Here is a 20,084-nt window from a genome sequence, read left to right as displayed (position 1 = left end):
TCTGTACTTGGACCCATTCTTTCATTTACCGGCTTTTTATCCTACTTCAAGGAGAGATGAGAGATGAAAGTATCAACGGTAACTTCCCTGACGCGATATCGGAGCCGCTATATTCCGCATATCGAACAGGCCTGGCAGCAATTGTCCGGTTCGGAGACTTCCTTTCTGGCTATTACAGGTGCCGGAGGCAGTGGCAAACTGGATACATTCCGTGCTTTTGCAGAAGCGCAGCATTTACCGCATCAGCTGTTTTACACCAATGGCAGTCAGCTTGCCAATGGCTACTTTGCCGGCTTTTACCCATTAGTTATGTATATGATGGCAGCCTGCGAAGCGGAATATCCCGATATTATTGCCCGACACGAACAATCGATCAAGCGTCTGTTTCCATTTATGCCTTCGGCTGCTTACCAGGTGCCCGCGGATTTGACTAATCTGGCGCTGCAGGAGGAGCGGACACGTTTTTATCATCATGAATTTCAGGAAAAGCTGCTGCATGGAATCTATGAATTTGCAGTGGATTATTGTAAGCATTCCGGAGAGCAATTCGTGCTGGTCATTGATAATGCGGATCAGCTCTCGCCGACGATCCAGATGCTGCTCCGCATTATGAGCTACCGTCAGGAATGGCAGGAGTCTATCCGGATGGTGCTTTTGTTTGATGGCGATATCCATTATGAGCTGCAGAATCATTGCAAGCAGGTGCCTATCCAGCCGCTGGATCGCACAGAAGCCGAGGAACTTCTCGCCAATAACGGAATTCCTGCTGTTCCGGCCCGCACACTGGATGAGATGCTGTATATTGCTTCCGGTAATACGGCAGATCTGCTGCTGCTGACAGAATGCATGGATAATGCTCTGCCTGTGTTCAACTACCTCACCATGGATACATACACCGATTTTTATTTGAGCCGCAAAGGACAGGCTTTTCGCTATGCCTTACTGAAGCAGTATATTCAGCATGATGGTGTCGACGATCATCCGGCTGCTATCCGCAACTATGAGATCAGTTCGTCTGCACTCAAAGACCAGCTGCACCGGCAGCGTATCCGCGAGATGGAGCAGCAGCCGATGGAAGAGCGGATCATGCATCCATTTCATTATGTATCGCTCAGCTCTGAGGTAGAGCAGTTGACCTTGCTGGCTCCGATAGCGATCAAGCTGCAGGAGATCGGCGTATATAATACCTGGTTTGATCTGTTTTCTCGCTATTTTATCAATGCGGAACTGCGGACGCTGCCGGATGGAGATGAGCTGCATAATGCAGTCTTCGTACGGATGTCCTTTATTTTGTATTCTCTCGGGATTGCCAAAATGTCGATTCCCTATCTGGAGTTCTTTTACGAGAATTTTCCGGAAAGCAAGCTGATTCCGATGATTCTCTATTCACAGAGTATGACGTATGGACGCTATCAGGTACCGGTGCAGCTGGATAAGGCAGAGCATTTTGCCATGATGAATCTGGAGAAAATTGATTCCATGTTCCAGGATCATCCCAAACACGTATATATCAAAGTATTTGCAGAAAACGCACTGGCTTATATACGGGCCAAGCAGGGACGCTTTGATGAAGCGATAGAATTATGTACAGCGGGCATTCACAAGATGAAAGATATCTACGGAGAAGACAAATATGCGCTGCATCAGTCTATCCTCGTCTATAATACCGGACAAATTTATGAGATCCTCAAAGATTTTGACAAAGCATATGAAATGTATGATCATGCGATCCGGTTGGACCCTTATTATGGCGAATACTATAACGATATGGCCAATCTGCTGCAAAATCATGGCCGGTTGGAGCAGGCACTGGAGTATTATCAAAAGGCGATCGATCTGTGCCCTCCTTATTATGAAGCCCATATGAATCGGGCAGGTGTATACGAGAAGCTGGGACGAGCAGAGCTGGCCTATCAGGATTATCTGCGTGTGGTGGAATTAAAGCCGGATACCGCTCATGCTTACAGCCAGCTCAGTACACTGTGTTATCAGGAAGAACGCTATGACGAAGCAGAAGCATGGATTGATAAAGCGATCTATTATCAAGCGGGAGAAGCACAATTCTACAATAACAAGGGTCTGGTATTGCAGGAGCAGCAGCGCCATGAAGAAGCACAGCAGTGCTTTGAAGAGGCGATGCGCCGTAATCCGCGCCTGTCGGAAGCCTACAGTAACGCGGCCGTGCTGGCATTCGAGCAGGAGCAGTATGAACAAAGTCTGGCATGGATCAACCAGGCTATTGAACTGGATGCCGACCCGGATTACCGGATTAATCGCGGAATTGTATATCGTGCGCTCCATGAGACCGAACAGGCTCTGGCAGAGTTTGAATATGCCCGTCAGCATAAGCAGGATAATGATTATGTCGATCACCTGATTCGGGAAACGACGACCGTCTCCTGAGTATTCGATCCGGCCTGGATGAGGACATGATGACGAGGTGTTGGCATCCGTCATCATGTCCTCAACTGCGTCTATGCCACTGCTTTATCCATTTCCAAGGAGGTATATAATCATGAATATAGTTTTGGCCCGGTTATGGCCGGTCTATCTGGCTTATGCACTCAGTCAGTTTGGTAACTGGGCATTTCGTGCAGGATTCGTCTATGCCCTTTATGACCAGCAAAATGGCTCCAACTCGGTGCTGGGCTGGACGATCGTGCTTGTCTATGTGCCTGTCCTGCTGGGAGGAAAGCTGTTATCGCCCTGGACAGACCGCTTCGATAGTCGGCGTACCCTGATCTGGATAGATATCTCACGGGCTGTACTGCTGCTGCCGCTGCTGTTTGTGCACAATTTTACCGATAGCGGAATTGTCGTCATGAGTCTGATTATTGTGATGATCCTGAGCCTGTTCACACCGGTATTTTCTTCTGCCCAATCGGTGTATATCCGCAAGCAGATCGATGAAGAGCATATTACCCCTGCGCTGGCAGTCGTCTCCAATCTGGACTGGCTGTGTACACTGATCGGCACGATGTGTGGTCCGCTGCTGCTAATCTACCTTGATTTTCAGAAAATTGTATTTATTGATCTGCTGACATTCGCAGCTTCGATTGTGATTTTCTGGGCACTTCTGCAAAAAAACACCGGTGGCAAACAGGCACCTCCGTCTGTTGAATCGACTAAACAAGCAGCGGCTCCGACCAGTAAACTCATTAATCTGGCGGTATTGTCTATTTTCTTTCTGAATCTGGGTGCAGGTGTGATTAATCTGTATCCGAATGTGATTGCCCGTAATGTGTATGGAGTGGGTGAAATCGGTCTGAGTTATGTTTATGTAGCCAATGGACTCGGCGGACTGCTGGGAGCGCTGCTGATTGTACAGCTGCGCAAGAAGTTTCAGCTGATTCATATTGTTGGCGTAGCCTCATTATGTATTGCCCTGTCGCTGTTCCTGATGGGACTGCTGAATCAGTTTACCGTATCTATTATAGCCTCCTCGCTCATGCTGTTATTTGGCCAGCTATTCGGCGTAGGCGTCCATTCTTATTTGCTGAAAAATAACCCTGTAAGCCAGACAGGACGGATTACCGGATTATTTATGTATGCGACCTTCTCGGGAGTAGCATTAAATGCTATATTATTCGCAACTTTATTATCGAAGGCATCCGTGGAAATGCTGTCGCTGTTTTTGACACTTTGCGCAGGCTCTGCCGGTATTTCGGCTGTTTTGCTGCTGGTGTATGTGCTGCTCAAATCGCATGCAGCGAAAAAAGAACAAACCCTGGCAGCAGATCCGCTCAAACCGATTTAAACAACGCATATTAAGAAAATGGGGTGTGCACATGACCGAATGGAAAACACTAAATCTGTCGATGATTGCCAATCAGGTTCAGGAAGAATACAGCAATTTTATTCTGGAGCAGGCCAATGACCATTGCGTACGGATCGCTGTTTTTACCGGAGACTACCAGTGGCATTACCATCCCGATTCGGACGAGATTTTTATGGTGCTGGAGGGGGAGCTGCTCATGGATCTGCCGGATGGCATCACTCTGGCGATTGGACCGGGCGAGGTATTCAAGGTACCGGCGGGCGTAATGCACCGTACACGTGCACAGGTTCGGACAGTGAATCTGTGCTTTGAACGGGAGGAAGCTGCAACTATTTTTGCAGAACCGACGCAGGAGAAAGTCTGATGGATACACGTGCTCGCTGGAGCGGCTGGTATCTGGAGACCGCGATGCAGCTGCCTTTTCGTTATGATGAGGAGCAGCTGGAAGAGATGATGGATCGGTATGCGGTGATGCTTACGTCGCCAGAGGATTTACGTTCTGCATCACGGCAGCAGGCGACTGTACAGGAAGCGTATGGAACGATTGAGCTGTGGAGAACAGAAGTGATCGTAACAGCAGCAGCAGAGATCCAAATTCAGGCTCTGGAGGGGAGCGATCTGCTGGAGAAGGGACGATTGTACTGCAATGGACAGCACAGGGAAGAAGCTGCCGAGCCTATACAGCTGTATCCGGGTTCACATCGTTTGTCACTGCTGCTGTACTGCCCGGAGTCGCCCAAAAGCGCAAACACCACCGACAAATATGCCCAGCAACAACACTTGCCAGGAATGCTGCAAGATGAGATAGGCGTTCTGCCACTGGACCCTGAGGCAGCCCGAGCACGATTCAGCTTGCACTCCATGGATACATGGAGCGAATACATAGAAGCAGCAGTATCCCCGAACGGGAAATGGGCTGCAATGATCATCCGTCATCCCGATATGGCTCAGGATATGTACACGTATCAGCTCCAGATTTATCAAGTTACCGATGACGAACTGAAGCTGCATCGAAGTCTGTCGATCCGGGAGCCGCATACCCTGCGTTTCTCGGCAGACAGCTTGCGACTGGCTTTTGTTGCTGTTGCGGCTGAAGGATACTGGGATATGATTGTTTGCCTGGAAATGATGACCGGCCAGGAACGAATCTTGATTTCGGGACTGCATCATGCTGGACAATTGGCCTGGCATCCTCAGGCAGATGAGTTGTTTTTTGTGTGTGATGATCATGATGGCCCGGAAGAATACCGGGTACTGCATATTCGGGAACTGCCGGAGCGGCTACCCTGGTGGAGACCGCAAAAGGTCATCGGAAGACTACTTTTACAACAGCGTATGCCAGGTGGAGAAGTGCTCCTGCAGCGGTTGTCGCCTAAAATGCATGATGTACAGCATTTGCATATACATGGTTCCAGCGGCAGCCTGTATTATATCGAAGAACAGCGCAGCGACTCGGTGCATCCGGTGCTGCTGCTGCATCAGCTGAACCTGCTGTCCGGCAAGGATACGGTGCAGCAGCTGCCCAATGCCCTTATTACCGGTATGCAGCTGTCTCCTTCCGGCGAAAAGCTCTCCTATATAGGCTCCCGCTGGAAAGAACCAACGAAAGAGAACGGATACGGCGTAAATATCTACGATCTGCGTACCCATATTTTACAGCTGAGCGATGGCTCTATTTATCAGCTGGATCATCCGTCTCCTGCCCAATCCGGTACCCCTGTAGGTATTGCCCGGCTGAATCAGGAGATGGTCTGGGTCAACGAAGATCATCTGCGCTATGTGATTACGGCCGGTTCTGCTACCGGGATGGTCGACTGTTATGGGCTGGAAGGGAATGACCAGGCAGCGCGCTATACCGTTTGTCTGGATGCAGGTGCAGCCCGTTTGCACAGTTTTACTACAGCAGGCACAGCATTAGCCCTGTATTCCAATCAGGGTCGTCCTTATGAACCCGCATGGTATACATCTCCTTTACAGTATCCCGAAGCAGCTGAATCATGGTATCCCATCAAGCAGCAGCCGGATACTTTTGCAGCAGGGGAGGCAATATTCAGCGATTGGTCGGTTTATCAGCCTATTGAGCCGTATGGTGAAGAAGAGAACAGCGACAGGGCAAAAGCAAGAATGTGGATCGCCTGGCCGGAATATTCCGCGCGGGCACAATCATCATCAATTCCGCTGGTTGTGTATCTGTACGGCGGTGCATCACCGCTGCTGCAGGGATTCGATCCACTGCATCAGTGTCTGGTTACCCATGGCATGGCTGTACTCGTATTGAATCCACTGGGAGCAGCCGGTTACGGGGCAGGTTCTGCTGACCGGCATGTGAATGATTGGGGACGACAGGCTGTCGAGGAGATCAGCGAAATGCTGGAACAGGTATTGGAACGCTATCCTGTAATCAACCGACAGGCCATTGGTATTTATGGGGGCAGCTATGGAGGCTTTTTGAGTTATCTGCTGGCAGCACACACTTCCTGGTTTAGCGCGGTCTGTACCATTGGAGGGATCAGCAATATTACCAGCTACTGGGGAAGCAGTCAGGTAGGCTACCTGTATGGATTATCGGCCTTATCCGGCAGCTATCCCTGGTCTCATCCGGAAATATATGTACAGCAGTCGCCTTTGTTTTACAGTCAGCATATAGAAGCGCCTGTGCTGATGCTGCACGGCGAACAGGACCATAATGTACCTGTGGGTGAGTCCGAGCAGCTGTTTACTGCACTGCGGATGCAGAACAAGCCTGCAGAGATGATGATCTTCGCAGGGGAACAACATGCGATTCGTTCCAAGCCCAGAGCCTATATGGCTTCCCAAAAATATATAGTCGCTTGGTTTGAGAAATACCTGAATCGCAATCCACAGCTATGGGAAGAGTTAACTGGACCGGAGATCGAAATTACATTGGAATAACAAGAATATATAGAACGTCTTTTCTTATGGTTATCAGCCTGCCGGATGTTCTTCGCAACTGGTAGGCGTACAGGCTGTCTATCCATCTTATTTCCGAATAGTAAAGCCCCTCTGCCTATGCGATACGGGGGGCTTTTGCTGCCCGGGCTCCAAGCGATTCGGACAGAAGATGCAACAGAGAATCAGGTAGAGGGAGAAGCATGATCAATTGCCCAACTGTTCCAGCCATGTCAGGATTCGATCTGCACCTTCATGGTAACGCTGCCCGACCAGCAAGCCAGTGTGGGTCGTACCCTGCAGCCCTGTATATTCCGCATGCAGCTGCTTGGCAGTCAGTCGGCCCTGACGATCTTCGATATCATTATTTACCGCTTTGATCACAAGAGCAGGTGCCTTAATCAGGCTGCCATCAATAGAAATACCCTGCTGTGCACCAAATGCGACTGAAATAGTGCCAAATGCCAATGCTGCTTCCATCGATAAATATTTTCGCTGAAAAGCAATATCATCTGCCGATTCATCCAGACTGGTTGTTTCCTCACGGATCGGTGGAGGAATAATCAGCCCCGGTACGACCGGAACCAGATCGGGATAAGGTGCCTGTTCGTGTACTTCCCGGCTCAGACTGGAGTCTATAATGACCAGGCCGGCGAGCGCTGCCGATTCCGCTATTTTCTGACTGAGGATTCCGCCCATACTGAAGCCGATCAGTATTGGAGGCTGTCCGCATTCATTGATAATTGTACGAATATCGTCCAGATAATCCTCTACAGTTACCTTGCTCATATCAACGGCCCGGCTGCGGTAATGGCCTCTCAGATTCATGCAGTAACAGGTCCATCCGCTGCGGACAAAATGGGGAATATACTTGCTCCACATCCAGCTGCCGGTATAAGCGCCATGTACAAAGAGCAGTGGAGGTCTTTCCGAAGTAGGAGCTGCTGGATTTTCCGCGTTATACATTTCGAGATACAGATCATATTCACCTATATATTTGGTGGTATGATCGGGCAACAAGGTGGTATAATCAATCATTTTGGTTACCTCCGTAATTAGTTTTATATCAAACTATTTATCCAAAAAAAATTAGAAGTTGTGGTGTACCTTCAGTAGCAAACGCAGCAGTTCCTTTTTCTCTTCTGCGGAAAAGCCGGTATAAAACGAGTCCATCAGCTCACGGGAAATCTCTTCAAAAACAGGCTTGAGTGCTTCCCCTTTGGGTGTCAGCGATACAAAGGTAATTCTTGTGTCATTCGCATCTTTTTCTTTATGCACCAATTCCAGTCGGATCAGCTTGTCGATCAGCGCAGTGACCGTCGATTTGTCTTTGCGGATCGATCTGGATATTTCCGCCATAGTCATGCGCGGCTTGCCAGCGAGAGTATAGATAATATCTCCGTGTGAAGTCGCAATCCCTTCGACACCCCGCTTTGCCATCTCGGCTACGATAAACCGGTTCACCTGTTCTCTGATTTTGGATATAAGTGATACAGCATCTGTTGTTTTCATACAACAAATATAATTTGATATCAAACTATTGTCAATCTTATTTCGCAGCAAAAATCCCTCTGCATTGAATATACAGAGGGATTGCTGTGAACGATTTGAACCGATCAGACCGTTATTTCAATCATCCTTGACCGGTGGCCCGGCCAAGGATGATGTTTAGTTGGAAGTTGTACTTTGCGTATCGACGACAGCTACCGTACTGAGCTGGCTACCTGCAAACTGAAGGCCAACATTACCATTTACATCCTTGACGACTTTCGGTTGAATCAATTCGGAACTGCCATCCGCGTATTTGGAGAAAATACGCAGCTGCTGCAGCCAGGCGGTTTGTGCTTCTGCATTTTGTGGCAGCAGCTTGCTGCTTACCGGCAGAGTCAGCTGAACCAGCTGGCCTTGCAGATTGCTTTCTATAGTCACCGGAGTACCGATAACGGTACCGGTCTGATTCGGTGTCAGGCTGGCAGCCGCATTACGGATAGGTTGCAATAGTGTACTATCCTTGACCGGTGTCAAACTAAAGTGCAAATCACTATTCAAGTTGTTCAGAACCGAGACCGGTATAGTAACCGATACGGTATTGGTCTGAATTTCCAGATCAGTGCCTGTCCGTTTCAATGACTGTGTAGCAGTAACCGGCAGAGTGATATTGGTCGAAGCTACTTCATTCTGTGCATCCGGTACAGCCAGACGAGCTGTTGTGTCGCCGGAAGCCAGACGGGCTACCGCCTGTTCCAGTCCGCTGCTGGAAAGGTTGATTGTATCTATTTTCTTGCCATCCGACTGGGTTGTTCGTGTTGCCGTAACTGCATTAACCGGAGAAGCAGACGTTCCCGTACTGGATGTGCTGGTAGACAGATTGATACTCTCCGATGTGTTGTTGGAGCTGCCACGGGCAGTATCCTTGACAGTCACGGTAGCACTGCTGGAATAGCTGCCATCGATAGTCGTTACCGTGATGATGGCAGTCCCTTTGTTTAGTGGAGTCACTACGCCATCTTTGACTGTAGCGACAGACGGATCACTGGTTGTCCAAAGGACAGCAGGATTGCTGGCATCCGCCGGCAGCACGGTAGCTGTCAATGTCTGAACCGTGCCTCTTTTTTTAAGATTCAGTGTCTGAGTATCGAGTGTAACGCTATCCACCGGTACGGCTTCCATTTGATCCGTGAAGCTTGCACGGGTCAGTGGTGCGTTTGGCTCGATATGACTCAGATATCCGCTGTTGTCCGGCAGAATAACCAGACCAAAACCTTTGTTATTAGTACCCATATCCTGGAAACTGTTGATTCCCACCGGAAGCTTGCGCAGTTGAGGGGCACCTATTTTGTACGTGTGGAAATTGCCTGCATTCACGTACAGATTGCCATAGGAGCTGAATGCAATACCGTATAATGCAACCGGATACTCGGCCACCAGCTGAGGAGCAGTAGTCATATTATCGTTGAAGCGAACAATGCGTGAGTTCAGCTCACTGCTGTACTGCAACGAAAGATACAGACGTCCCTGGCTATCAAAAGTCATACCGGTTATCCCTATATTGCTGTCCACGGTATAATATACTTCACTGCGCTCTGCCAGCTGTTGCGCGCTCAAAGGCAGGTTACCCTGCAGATCAGATGCGGCTACCTTGTATACATGGGCATTGCCAGTCTTGGAATAAAGCAAATCACCACTGCTGTTGAAAGTAAGTGCAATAATATCGCGATCGGCTACAATCTGTTTCTTCTTGAACGTAGTACCGGAGATCTGGTAGATGCCAAGTCCGTAATCTGCATAGTACACATTACTGTTGTAGTATGCCAGACCGAACGGGCGATATACACTTACTTCCTGCAGATTGGTTGGTGCAGGACTTACGATAACGGTACGTGTAACCTCGACAGCTGCAGTACCGGAGGAATTCATCACATTGTAATGAACGATATACGTACCCGGTACGCTTGTATTGACTCCGGACACGGTAGATCCCTGGAAAGTATACGTTACTTTGGGAATGAGTGAAGAAGAAGTCGGGTCGGTAACTGTTACACCTGGATCAGTATAGACACCATCCGCTTCAACTTTGATTGTGGACTGCCCCTTCAAGGTAATAACCGGTTTGGCTGCTTGGAAGGAAACTTTCTGGATGAGGCCTGCTGTTCCCAGATAAGCCTGTCCATCCGGCAGGAAGACCAAGCCGTAAGCGCCGTAGTACGTGTTTGGTGTAATGTTGACCAGTGCACTGGATGAGAGTGGCAGGTTGCCAAGGTTCTGTGCAGAAACCCGATAGATACGGTAGTCTGCGCCACCTGTATAGAAATTGCCGTCTGCATCAAAGGTAAAAGCTCTCAGTGAAGTCGTAAAGTTGGTAATGACAGTCACCGTCTGTTTGGTTCCTGCTTGAATTTTGATAATGGCTTTATTGTTGTAATCGGAATAATAGACATTGTCGTTGGCATCAATACCCAGTCCGTATATATAAGTGAAGTTAGGATGCGTATAGTATACCGTACTGCGGTTGGTCAGTTCGGATTCTGTCATCGGAAGAGAAGAGAGATAGCTGCTGTCCAGCTTGTAAATTCGTGGATCACTGTCAATCGTATAATATAGATTGCCATGGGAATCCAGAGCAACTCCCATAAAGGACTTGTTGCTGGATACAATTGTTGTGATTTCTCCTGTTGTTACCGACACACGGAGCAGGGCACTCTGACGCTGGGCAACATAGAGATAACCGTCATGATAAGCCAGTCCATACGCCCAGTTGATCCCAAGTTGGGAGAGATCTGCATAAGTGTTCGCAGATTTCACCATGATAGTACGCTGTACTTCATCCGCAGACTGTCCGGCCGGATTGGTCACATTGTAATGAGCGATATACGTCCCTGGTTTGCTGGTATCTACACTGCTAACGGTCACATTGTTCAGGGTATAAGTGACATTGGCTGCTTTGAGATCGGAGTAGGTATTATCCTGCACGGTAGCTCCAGCTTCTACATAAGCCTGTCCGGCAGTCAAGTTGATCTGTGGATCGCCTGTCAGGGTAATGACGGGCTTGGTTGCATATACCGAAGTAGTTACGCTATATCCACTGCCGCCGGTATACTGAACAACCGGTGCACTGGCAGAAGAATCAGGTGAAGAATACGTATCTCCAGTAACCGAATTTCCACTGGATACGCTGCTGGTATCTGTATTTTCCCCGTCCGCGTAAGCGGTTGATAATGAGGCTCCCGGCAATACAAGTGATGCAGCCAGACAAAATGTAATCAGTTTTTTGGCATTTTGCAATGAGCTATCCCCTTTGGTTTCATTTCCAAATATACAAAGCAACCGACTTAGCAACTGTTCATAACCCATCCATAATTCATTAAGCTGTTAAATTAACTTCTCAAGTGTTATCGGATAGTAGTATGGAAAAGTTTAGGTGCAAATCTATCTTTATACATATTTATATTTATTTATTCTAGAGAATAGCCAAAAAACCCGCCTGCCTTCGTAGATCGAGGCAGGCGGGTTAGCAAAATGAACTTACCAACTAATGAAGCAGTCTTAATAATTAAACTTTAAAATCGTCTGTTTTTCTTTTTGGAAATCTTCAACCTGGCTTACATATCCTGTGCCGTCCGTCAAAAATACAATACTGCCATCTCCACCCGTAGAAACCTTTGTCAAACGACCGATCTGGACTGGTAATGTATTGAACTGGTCGGCCGTGATCTTGTAAGTATCATGTTTCCAGGTAGTATAACGCTCGATTGTAGAAATATACAGATCACCTGCAGGAGAGAAATCCATATCATCGACGCTGACAGGCAGCTCGGTGATCAATGTGGACTTATTCCAGTCGTTACCAGATAAGCGAACGACTTTGGAAGTCACGCCTGTTTTGCCATAAATATTTACAGCAGCGTACAATCGGCCCTGTTTATCAAACTCTAGACTACTAATTTTAAGCGGAGCTGCACTGGCCTCTTTGGCTGTAAAAGGCATGTACGTACGGCTGAGCTTCATCAGCTGATCTGCGGTAAGGGCTTTGCCGCTCTGCAGATGTTTGGCTTCGATTTTGAAAATCATGTTATTCATATCATAGCGTGTAAAGAATAAGTCGCCGGATGCGTTCACCGCTACAGCGCCTATATCATTGATTGCTGCTAATCTCGTTTTTTGCATGGTCTGCAAAGAGATTTTGTACAAGCCATAGTTAGGATTATTCTCATGCGAATAATTAGTTAGATACAGATTCTGGCTATCCGCATCCATGCTATTAATTCCGGTAATATACCAGTCTTTCAGTTGGCTGGGAGTCGGCTTGATAGTCACTTCGCGCGTTTTTTCCAGAGAAGCGGTACCGGCTGGATTGACGGCTACATAATGGATGGTGTACGTTCCGACTTTACTGGTATCCAGGCTAGGAACAAATGCACCATTAAAGGAATACGTTGTTTTGACATCAAACTTGGAGTACTTCTCATCCTCAATAACCCGAATTCCTGGATCGGTATAGATATCTCCCTGGAAAATAGCATCCGAGTAACCTTCTAAAGTCACGATCGGACGAGATTCAGGGTATACGCGCTTCAGACTTTGTCCATTACTGAAATAGGATGTTCCGTCAGCAAGGAACAACAATCCGTTATAAGGTTCATTTCGAAGCACATCTTGTTTATACGAAATGAGCTTTTCGTCTGCAACAGGCAATGCACCCTTCAGATCGGCAGCACTGATTTTGACAATACCCGCAGCATAAGAATAATACGATTGCGGACTTGGAGTTTTAAAATAAAGATTCCCTTGATTATCAAAAGTGATAGCCGTAATCATGGAAGCTTCTTCCGAGACAGGAGTCAGCGTTTTGGATGTGTTGCTCCAACGCAGTATACCAGGGTCCAGATCCCATCCTTTATCCAGGGAAATGTACAATTGATTATTTTTATCCATAGCCAGTCCGCTAATTCTGCTCTCCGGAATATAGGCAAAGTTGATACTTTTCGCCAGTAGTTGCTCGGCAGTCAATGGCTGATTTAGAGAAGCGGCATCGACTTTTTTGATATACGTATATTCCGAATTTTTGGCATTCGGTACAGCATAGTATAAGCCACCCTTGGAGTCGACAGTTACAGCCCGCAGATTAAGCGTATTAGAACCGTACACCAGCTGTGTAACGGTACGAGTCGCCAGGTCAACTTTGGATAATCCATTAGTTCCCTGGGCAATATAGGCGTGATCTTTATAATATGCCATGCCGTAAGGTGTCGGAATATTCAGAGTCTCCAGCTGATAAGGATCTGCTGCTCCTGGGCTGGTAGAAGCTCCGTCGTAAAAGGAGGTCTTATATATATTTGCCCCAGAAGAATTGATAGTAGTGACATAACCTTCTCCATTAGGAAGGAAAGTTATTCCATGATTATGAGAAGAGAAATTATACTTTTCGCTTATCATGCTTGAGGTTAAGACAGGTTTATCTTCTTGCAGTACACTTGCAGAGATTTTATACGGTTTATAAGCATTAAATCCTGAAAAATTCATGTACAAGTTGCCGCTAGGACTGATCTCAATATCCTGAATGTTGCTCATGCTTGCTCGAATCGTGTCATCTCCCTCACCAAACTGCTGGAACGAGGAAAGTGTATTATTAGTTGAACGAGTAATAAGCGAATGTGCATTATAGGTGTTGGCTGGCTGATTAGCCGAAATGTACAAACGACCCTGGCTGTCAAAGTCCAGACCCATGATTTGAATACTACCTTTGGCACTCTGTTCTGCAGAGAACGGCTCTATCTCCTCAGCCGCTGCCCACACTGCCGAACTTGTCAAAGGCTGGTTCTCATTCAGATAGCGACTATCTAATTTGAAAAAGCTGCCGTAATCGCGGGTAGTTGAGAAATAAAGATCGCCTGAATTACTGACAGCCACGCCTTGTACATCGGGCAACTTGGCGACAAGTTTACGGCTATAATCTTTCAGAGATACTTTGTAGATACCGCCATCCGGATAATCCATGGTCGCCGGATTGGCAATATAGACGGCATTATTGGCATAATCCATACTAACTGGATTAGGAAGGTCGACTTCTGTCAGGCTTTTAATAGCTTCTTTTATAACAACAGTACGTGTAACTTCATTAGCAGAGCGCTGATCTGGTGTAGTTGCGTTATAGTGGACGGTATAGGTTCCGACAATATGAGTATCAATAGCTTCTACAGGTTTTCCATTCAGAGAGTAGGTGATCTGCGTTTTGAGATCATTATACTTTTCGTCTTCAGCATAAGCTCCTGCTTCCTGATAGGGTTCTCCATTGGTTAGAGTAATGGAAGATTGTCCATTCAGAGTGATCAGAGGACGCCCATTCATAAAGATACGGCGAATTGTATTACCATCTGTAGAGTAGGAGGTTCCATCCGGTAAAAATATCATTCCACTCATAAGCGGCTTCAGATCAGGGTACGTCTTGTAGGGCTTTAACATTTTATCGGCAATTGGCAATGAACGCAGCGAGCTGGCTTCAATTTTCTGGATGCCTGATCGAATGACTGCCCCATCAGTTGCCGAGTAGCTTTGGATATCTATGTACAGATTATCCTGAGAATCAAAGGCGATCTTGTTGGCGCGGGCGCTTTTATTGGAGAGAACTGGCTCAAGGCTTTGTGAATCGCTGTTCCATTTCATTACACCCGAGAGATTTTCAGAGTTGTCACCGGAAATCGCAACGTAAAGCTGGTCTTTAGAGTCAAAAGCCATGCCTGTAATCTCTACATCACTTGAGGCAGAGGTATACTTGGCATAATCAGTACTTGCATCCAATAGCTGCTCAAAAGTAAGTGGGAGTTGAAGGGAGTGAAGATTGACTTTCTTTATGTAAGAGCTCCCAAGCGGAATGTAATACAGGTTATCCTGTGAATCTACGGCAATACTTTGAATAAAGTAATAATTGCTTTTCAGAATAGTTGTAGTCTGCCCTGTTGTAAGGGATATCTTGGATATGCCACTCGAACCCTGTGCAAAGTACAGTGCTCCATTACGGTAGGTCATATCATATACATGTGGAAAGGAAAGCTGATCTGGTTTGTAGACGATATCGGATACAGTCTTGGAGCTTGGCAGCGGGCTGATCACCGGCAATTCGTATACGCTGGATTGTACATCGGTGGATAAAGAATTAGACAATGTGCTGGAAGGTACATCCGCCGCTACAGATGCTTCCTCCGAGCCGTTTTCTGCTGCAAAAGCAGCGTTACCTGTCACCCCCGGCAGAACCAGAGAAAATGCCAAACAGGTCGAAATAAACTTTTTCATTATAAACCTCCTTTTTATTGGTAAATCTGTTGCCACCAACCTAATATAACAGCATACGCTATCTGTACCATATAGGCACTTAGCAATGTTTTTTAATTTGAAATATCTCATTTTGAGAAATACACACTCTTTATGGAGCCAATACAGAAAATCCATTACATCTCACATTTGATCCAAGCTTGGATCATAATATATTGACAGAAATACCAATGAATTGTGCAAACGAATGCCCTAATCAAAATAATCTTTGTAAATATTAATCTTCAATACATTTGTAAAGGAAAGATATGGATAAAAATTTTGTCTGAAATGTGCAAAAAAAGGATTGCTTATCGGATAGGGATGGAATAAAATGTTCTTGCAGCCATCTGTAAACGCTTTCAAATAGATAATTAACTTACTTTGAATCAAGGGGTAAAACAGACAGAGACAGCGGCGAGAATTTGATAAATAAATTGCAACCGCTAACAAAATCTTGTTTACTTTTTGTCCCAAAAATAAGAGAATGGGATAAAAGTAAAATTTATCTATTTGTAGCTGTTATTTCTAGTAAAACCAGTATATCAAATGAGAGGGTTGAGTCTATGAAACGCAAGTGGAAGAAAAACGGTTCTATGACTTTGATGATGGTATTGTTGTTCTCCGTAGTAATGACCGCTTGTTCCGGTAATAGTGGAACAACACCCAGTACGCAGACTGGCACGGAAGGAACAGCAGGCACAGCAACGACAACTTCGGGCGCTGACCTGATCAAGACTGCCAAAGTACCGGCAGGCTCTGAGCTGGAAAAGGCGCTAAACGGTGAATATAAAGGCAAAAAGGTAACGATGTATGGCCCATTCGTCGACGCGGATGAGCAGAAGTTCAATGCCAGCATCAAGGCATTTGAAGAAGCAACAGGTATTGATATCGCCTACGAAGGCTCCAAGGAATTCGAAGCAACCGTCAACGTACGTGTAAACGGCGGTAATGCACCGGATATCGCGGATTTCCCGCAGCCGGGTCTGCTGGAAGGCTTTGTGAAAGCAGGCAAGGTTATTGACGTATCTTCCTTTATGCCAGCTGATTACCTGAAACAGCAGTATAAAGAAAGCTGGCTGGATATGGCAAAAATGGCCGGTCCGGATAACAAAGACATCACTGCCGGCGTGTGGGCGCGCAGCAGCGTGAAAAGTCTGGTCTGGTACAACAAAAAAGCGTTTGACGAAGCTGGCTACACCGTTCCAAAAACATGGGACGAAATGATGAAGCTGACCGAGCAAATCGCTGCTGATGGCGATCCTGCCTGGAGCATCGGTATCGAGAGCGGCGCGGCAACCGGCTGGCCGGCAACTGACTGGCTGGAAGATATCATGCTGCGTACCACTACACCGGAAAACTACGATAAGTGGGTAAAAGGAGAGCTTCCTTTCACTGATCCTATCGTGAAAAATGCAGTAACCAAAATGTCCGATATCTGGTTCAACAAAGATTATGTATACGGCGGACGCAGTTCGATCGTAACAACGAACTTTGGGGATGCTGTAAAACCACTGTTCACCGATCCTCCAAAAGCATGGCTGCACCGTCAAGCTGGATTTATCGTATCGTTCTTCCCGGAAGGACTGCCAGCCGACCAGTATGACTGGTTCCCGTTCCCATCGATTGATGCGAAATACGGCACACCGGCTCTGATCTCTGGCGATATCTACGCTATGTTCAACGATCGTCCGGAAGTGCGCGCGGTTATGGAATTCTTTACGACTGCCGAATCTCTGCAAAGCTGGATCAAATCCGGTGGTGTAACGCCTCCGATGAACGGTACGCCGGATGATTGGTTCGCCAATGATCAGGAACGCCGCATGTCCGAATTTGTACAGACTGCAGACACCATTCGCTTTGACGGTTCTGACCTGATGCCGGGTTCTGTAGGTGCAGGTACATTCTGGAAAGGCATGACCGACTATGTGAGCGGTACCGCCAACCTGGATGAGGCTATGCAGGAAATTCAATCCGGCTGGAAGAAATAAACCGGCCTTTATACAAATGAGATCAACACGTCAGACGGACCGGTATTGATCGGTCCGTTTGGTGTGATTAAGGGAGCATTTTTGCAAATGCCAAAGGGGGAAAGCAAATGGACGCAGGCAATGAAATCAATGTAAGAAGCAAACAGCGCTTCACACCGCGCCTGATTCTGTTATCCATCCTCGTTCCTGCACTCAATCTGGGAGTGCATACGCTGATATTCCTGTTTTTCCGTGATTCCGGTCTTCCTCCCGTACTTAACGCACTATTGGCTGTGATCTGGGGGATATTCGGTATTTATTCCATTTACTTTACCCTCAACTGGGTAGTAGAGCAGTATCCGGATAAATGGAAAGAAAGAGTCACCCCTTACGTATTCGTCGGACCTGCCGTGCTATTGCTCGGTTGGCTGCTGTTCCTGCCGACGCTGCGTACGCTGTACTTGAGCTTTTTTAACGCAGATTCCACCAAGTTTGTCGGACTGGCGAACTTTGGAGCGGTCTTCACCGACCGATTGCTGCTGACGGCACTACGCAACAATCTGATGTGGGTAGTCATCGGTACACTGGCTTGCGTTATCCTGGGACTGCTGGTTGCTGTACTGGCAGATCGCAGCAGCTTTGAGCGTTTGGCCAAAGCGATTGTTTTTATGCCGATGGCGATTTCCTTTGTCGCTGCTGGTGTCATCTGGAAGTTTATCTACTACTATCAACCGGGCGACGAGCAGATTGGTCTGCTCAATGCAATTATTATTCAGCTGGGCTTTCAGCCGCAGGGCTGGCTCAGTATGGTGCAGCCGTGGAATAACCTGTTCTTGATCGTTATCCTCGTATGGATGCAGACCGGATTCGCCATGGTTATTTTCTCGGCTGCCATCAAGGGGATTCCGGAAGATATGCTGGAAGCCGCACGGATGGATGGAGCAGGTGAAATCCGCATCTTCTTCAAAATCATGCTGCCGGTTATTTCCGGTACCGTGCTTGCCGTAACAACAACCATTATTGTATTTACACTGAAAATATTCGATGTGGTCATGATTATGACCGGTGGACAGTACGGTACCGAGGTCGTCGCGACCGAGTTCTATCGTCAGCTGTTCATGTACCAGAATGCCGGTTACGGCTCGACACTCGCGATCGTGCTGTTGATTGCCGTTATTCCGGTCATTATCCTGAACGTTCGCCAGCTTCAGAAGGGAGGCAACCTCTAATGCGCAAAAAAGTCAAAGCTCCACGCCGGAAAGGTCATTGGCTGGTCAATCTGATTCTGGGCATTATCTGCGTTGTCTGGTTTATCCCCACACTGGGGCTGCTGATCTCGTCCGTGCGTCCGGCTGCAGATATTTTGCAGACGGGGTGGTGGACGGTTATACCGCATCGTCAGTGGGATACCGTCAGCCAGATCAAGCTGGACCGCGAGACCGATCTGCGCAAGCCGATTCAGGTGAACGGACAGACATTCCAGGATGATCAGCTCAAAGCAGGCGTCGAAGTAGGTGATCAGCGCCTGATCTGGGAGAACCGCCGTGCCCGTACTGTAAATGTACAGGAAAAGAAATGGGGGGCTTCGACCAACTTTACCCTGCAGAACTACGAGACCGTACTCGGGGGTAAAGAGTACAAAATCACCCAGCCGGATGGTACAGTGCAGACCGAGCAGGGCAGCGGCATGGGACGTTCCTTCTGGAATACGATTGCTGTTGTCGTACCGTCGACCGTTATTCCGATCTTTATCGCCTCGTTTGCAGCCTATGCGTTTGCCTGGCTGAAGTTCAAGGGACGCAAAGCGTTCTTTATCGTCGTCATCGCCCTGCTGGTCGTACCGCTGCAGGTGGCACTGATTCCGATCCTGCGTGACTATACGGCGCTCGGGCTGAACGGGACATACTTTGGGATATGGATGGCGCATACTGCGTTTGGTTTGCCGCTGATCACATACTTTATGTATAACTCCATCAGCCAGCTGCCCAAGGATTTGTTCGAATCCGCCTTTATGGATGGAGCAAGCAACTTTACTATCTTCTCCAAGCTGATTCTGCCGCTGTCGGTACCGGCACTGGCATCGATCTGTATCTTCCAGTTCCTGTGGGTATGGAACGATTATCTGGTATCGCTTATCTTCCTCGGCTCCCAGCCGGAAGTACAGGTATTGTCGATGAGCATCGCCAACCTGGTCGGATCGCGTGGTAATGACTGGCATCTGCTGACGGCAGCCGCTTTTGTCTCCATGCTGACGCCGCTGGCTGTATTCTTCGCCCTGCAAAAGTACTTTGTACGTGGTCTGCTGGGTGGATCGGTCAAAGGGTAAGCATAAGAACTGCCGGATACACTTTAGCATTCAAAATAAATAGGGTCCGCCTTCCTGATCGGGAGGCGGATTTTATTTGTATGATTACATCAGGGATGATGAATTATACGACTGCCGGCTCGCATTTACGGATAGAACCGGCGAATCCGACAGGAAAAAGGAATAAAATGGGTAATAATCTGTAGCGGCGTATAGAGCTATGCAACCGCCGCTTTTTATACATAAGATACATTCAGTGAGAACATAGGGCCAAAGAGTGGCAGGAATAATCGCAATATGATCAAGAACACGAAAC

The 20,084-nt window shown here is 47.5% G+C and carries 11 protein-coding genes; 7 read left to right on the top strand and 4 right to left on the bottom strand.

All coding sequences use genetic code 11. From position 1 onward, the window contains the following. Nucleotides 1-63: 63 nt before the first annotated feature. The 4 genes from AR543_RS01585 (at nt 64) to AR543_RS01570 (ending at nt 6,691) form a co-directional block, all read left to right on the top strand. Nucleotides 64-2,403 carry an ATP-binding protein gene (locus tag AR543_RS01585; RefSeq protein ID WP_060531225.1) on the top strand — a complete coding sequence of 780 codons (2,340 nt, stop codon included), beginning with the start codon at nt 64-66 and terminating at the stop codon, nt 2,401-2,403. Between the two features lie 112 nt (nt 2,404-2,515). Further along, nucleotides 2,516-3,757 (top strand): MFS transporter, encoded by a 1,242-nt coding sequence (locus AR543_RS01580; protein WP_060531223.1) that lies wholly within the window; start codon nt 2,516-2,518, stop codon nt 3,755-3,757. Between the two features lie 31 nt (nt 3,758-3,788). Continuing rightward, nucleotides 3,789-4,142, top strand: coding sequence for a cupin domain-containing protein (locus AR543_RS01575; RefSeq protein ID WP_060531221.1), 354 nt, complete (start codon nt 3,789-3,791; stop codon nt 4,140-4,142). Next, complete coding sequence (locus AR543_RS01570) at nt 4,142-6,691, top strand: alpha/beta hydrolase family protein (protein WP_060531219.1); 2,550 nt, start codon at nt 4,142-4,144, stop codon at nt 6,689-6,691. Before AR543_RS01575 ends, AR543_RS01570 begins: the two co-directional genes overlap by 1 nt. A 204-nt stretch (nt 6,692-6,895) precedes the next feature. Here AR543_RS01570 and AR543_RS01565 read toward each other — a convergent pair whose 3' ends face one another. From AR543_RS01565 to AR543_RS01550, 4 genes are all read right to left on the bottom strand, one after another. Continuing rightward, nucleotides 6,896-7,726, bottom strand: a complete 831-nt coding sequence (locus tag AR543_RS01565) for an alpha/beta fold hydrolase (protein ID WP_060531217.1) — start codon at nt 7,724-7,726, stop codon at nt 6,896-6,898. Between the two features lie 51 nt (nt 7,727-7,777). After that, nucleotides 7,778-8,200: a MarR family winged helix-turn-helix transcriptional regulator gene (locus AR543_RS01560; RefSeq protein ID WP_060531215.1), complete on the bottom strand. Its 423-nt coding sequence runs from the start codon at nt 8,198-8,200 to the stop codon at nt 7,778-7,780. A 156-nt stretch (nt 8,201-8,356) separates the two neighbouring features. After that, complete coding sequence (locus AR543_RS01555; protein WP_060531212.1) at nt 8,357-11,470, bottom strand: immunoglobulin-like domain-containing protein; 3,114 nt, start codon at nt 11,468-11,470, stop codon at nt 8,357-8,359. Between the two features lie 261 nt (nt 11,471-11,731). After that, the gene (locus AR543_RS01550) at nt 11,732-15,475 is read right to left on the bottom strand and encodes an immunoglobulin-like domain-containing protein (protein WP_060531210.1); all 3,744 of its coding nucleotides are present in this window, start codon (nt 15,473-15,475) and stop codon (nt 11,732-11,734) included. A 584-nt stretch (nt 15,476-16,059) separates the two neighbouring features. Here AR543_RS01550 and AR543_RS01545 point away from each other — a divergent pair. The 3 genes from AR543_RS01545 to AR543_RS01535 all read left to right on the top strand — a co-directional run bounded on the left by AR543_RS01545 (nt 16,060) and on the right by AR543_RS01535 (nt 19,789). Continuing rightward, complete coding sequence (locus AR543_RS01545) at nt 16,060-17,484, top strand: ABC transporter substrate-binding protein (RefSeq protein ID WP_060531207.1); 1,425 nt, start codon at nt 16,060-16,062, stop codon at nt 17,482-17,484. Nucleotides 17,485-17,591: 107 nt separating this feature from the next. Beyond that, complete coding sequence (locus tag AR543_RS01540) at nt 17,592-18,692, top strand: carbohydrate ABC transporter permease (RefSeq protein WP_174703723.1); 1,101 nt, start codon at nt 17,592-17,594, stop codon at nt 18,690-18,692. Next, on the top strand, nt 18,692-19,789 hold the full coding sequence (locus AR543_RS01535) for a carbohydrate ABC transporter permease (protein WP_060531205.1): 1,098 nt from the start codon (nt 18,692-18,694) through the stop codon (nt 19,787-19,789). Before AR543_RS01540 ends, AR543_RS01535 begins: the two co-directional genes overlap by 1 nt. Nucleotides 19,790-20,084 lie beyond the last annotated feature (295 nt).

It is taken from the genome of Paenibacillus bovis, assembly GCF_001421015.2.
Taxonomy (GTDB): Bacteria; Bacillota; Bacilli; order Paenibacillales; family Paenibacillaceae; genus Saccharibacillus; species Saccharibacillus bovis.
The sequence above is the reverse complement of the archived record's forward strand: the minus strand, read 5'-3'. Positions and strand labels throughout refer to the sequence as shown.

Excerpts from the sequence above, each read along its gene's own strand:
- AR543_RS01550 (WP_060531210.1), bottom strand. The coding sequence starts at position 15,475 with ATGAAAAAGTTTATTTCGACCTGTTTGGCATTTTCTCTGGTTCTGCCG.
- AR543_RS01560 (WP_060531215.1), bottom strand. The coding sequence starts at position 8,200 with ATGAAAACAACAGATGCTGTATCACTTATATCCAAAATCAGAGAACAG.
- AR543_RS01545 (WP_060531207.1), top strand. The coding sequence starts at position 16,060 with ATGAAACGCAAGTGGAAGAAAAACGGTTCTATGACTTTGATGATGGTA.
- AR543_RS01575 (WP_060531221.1), top strand. The coding sequence starts at position 3,789 with ATGACCGAATGGAAAACACTAAATCTGTCGATGATTGCCAATCAGGTT.
- AR543_RS01580 (WP_060531223.1), top strand. The coding sequence starts at position 2,516 with ATGAATATAGTTTTGGCCCGGTTATGGCCGGTCTATCTGGCTTATGCA.
- AR543_RS01585 (WP_060531225.1), top strand. The coding sequence starts at position 64 with ATGAAAGTATCAACGGTAACTTCCCTGACGCGATATCGGAGCCGCTAT.
- AR543_RS01540 (WP_174703723.1), top strand. The coding sequence starts at position 17,592 with ATGGACGCAGGCAATGAAATCAATGTAAGAAGCAAACAGCGCTTCACA.
- AR543_RS01565 (WP_060531217.1), bottom strand. The coding sequence starts at position 7,726 with ATGATTGATTATACCACCTTGTTGCCCGATCATACCACCAAATATATA.
- AR543_RS01570 (WP_060531219.1), top strand. The coding sequence starts at position 4,142 with ATGGATACACGTGCTCGCTGGAGCGGCTGGTATCTGGAGACCGCGATG.
- AR543_RS01535 (WP_060531205.1), top strand. The coding sequence starts at position 18,692 with ATGCGCAAAAAAGTCAAAGCTCCACGCCGGAAAGGTCATTGGCTGGTC.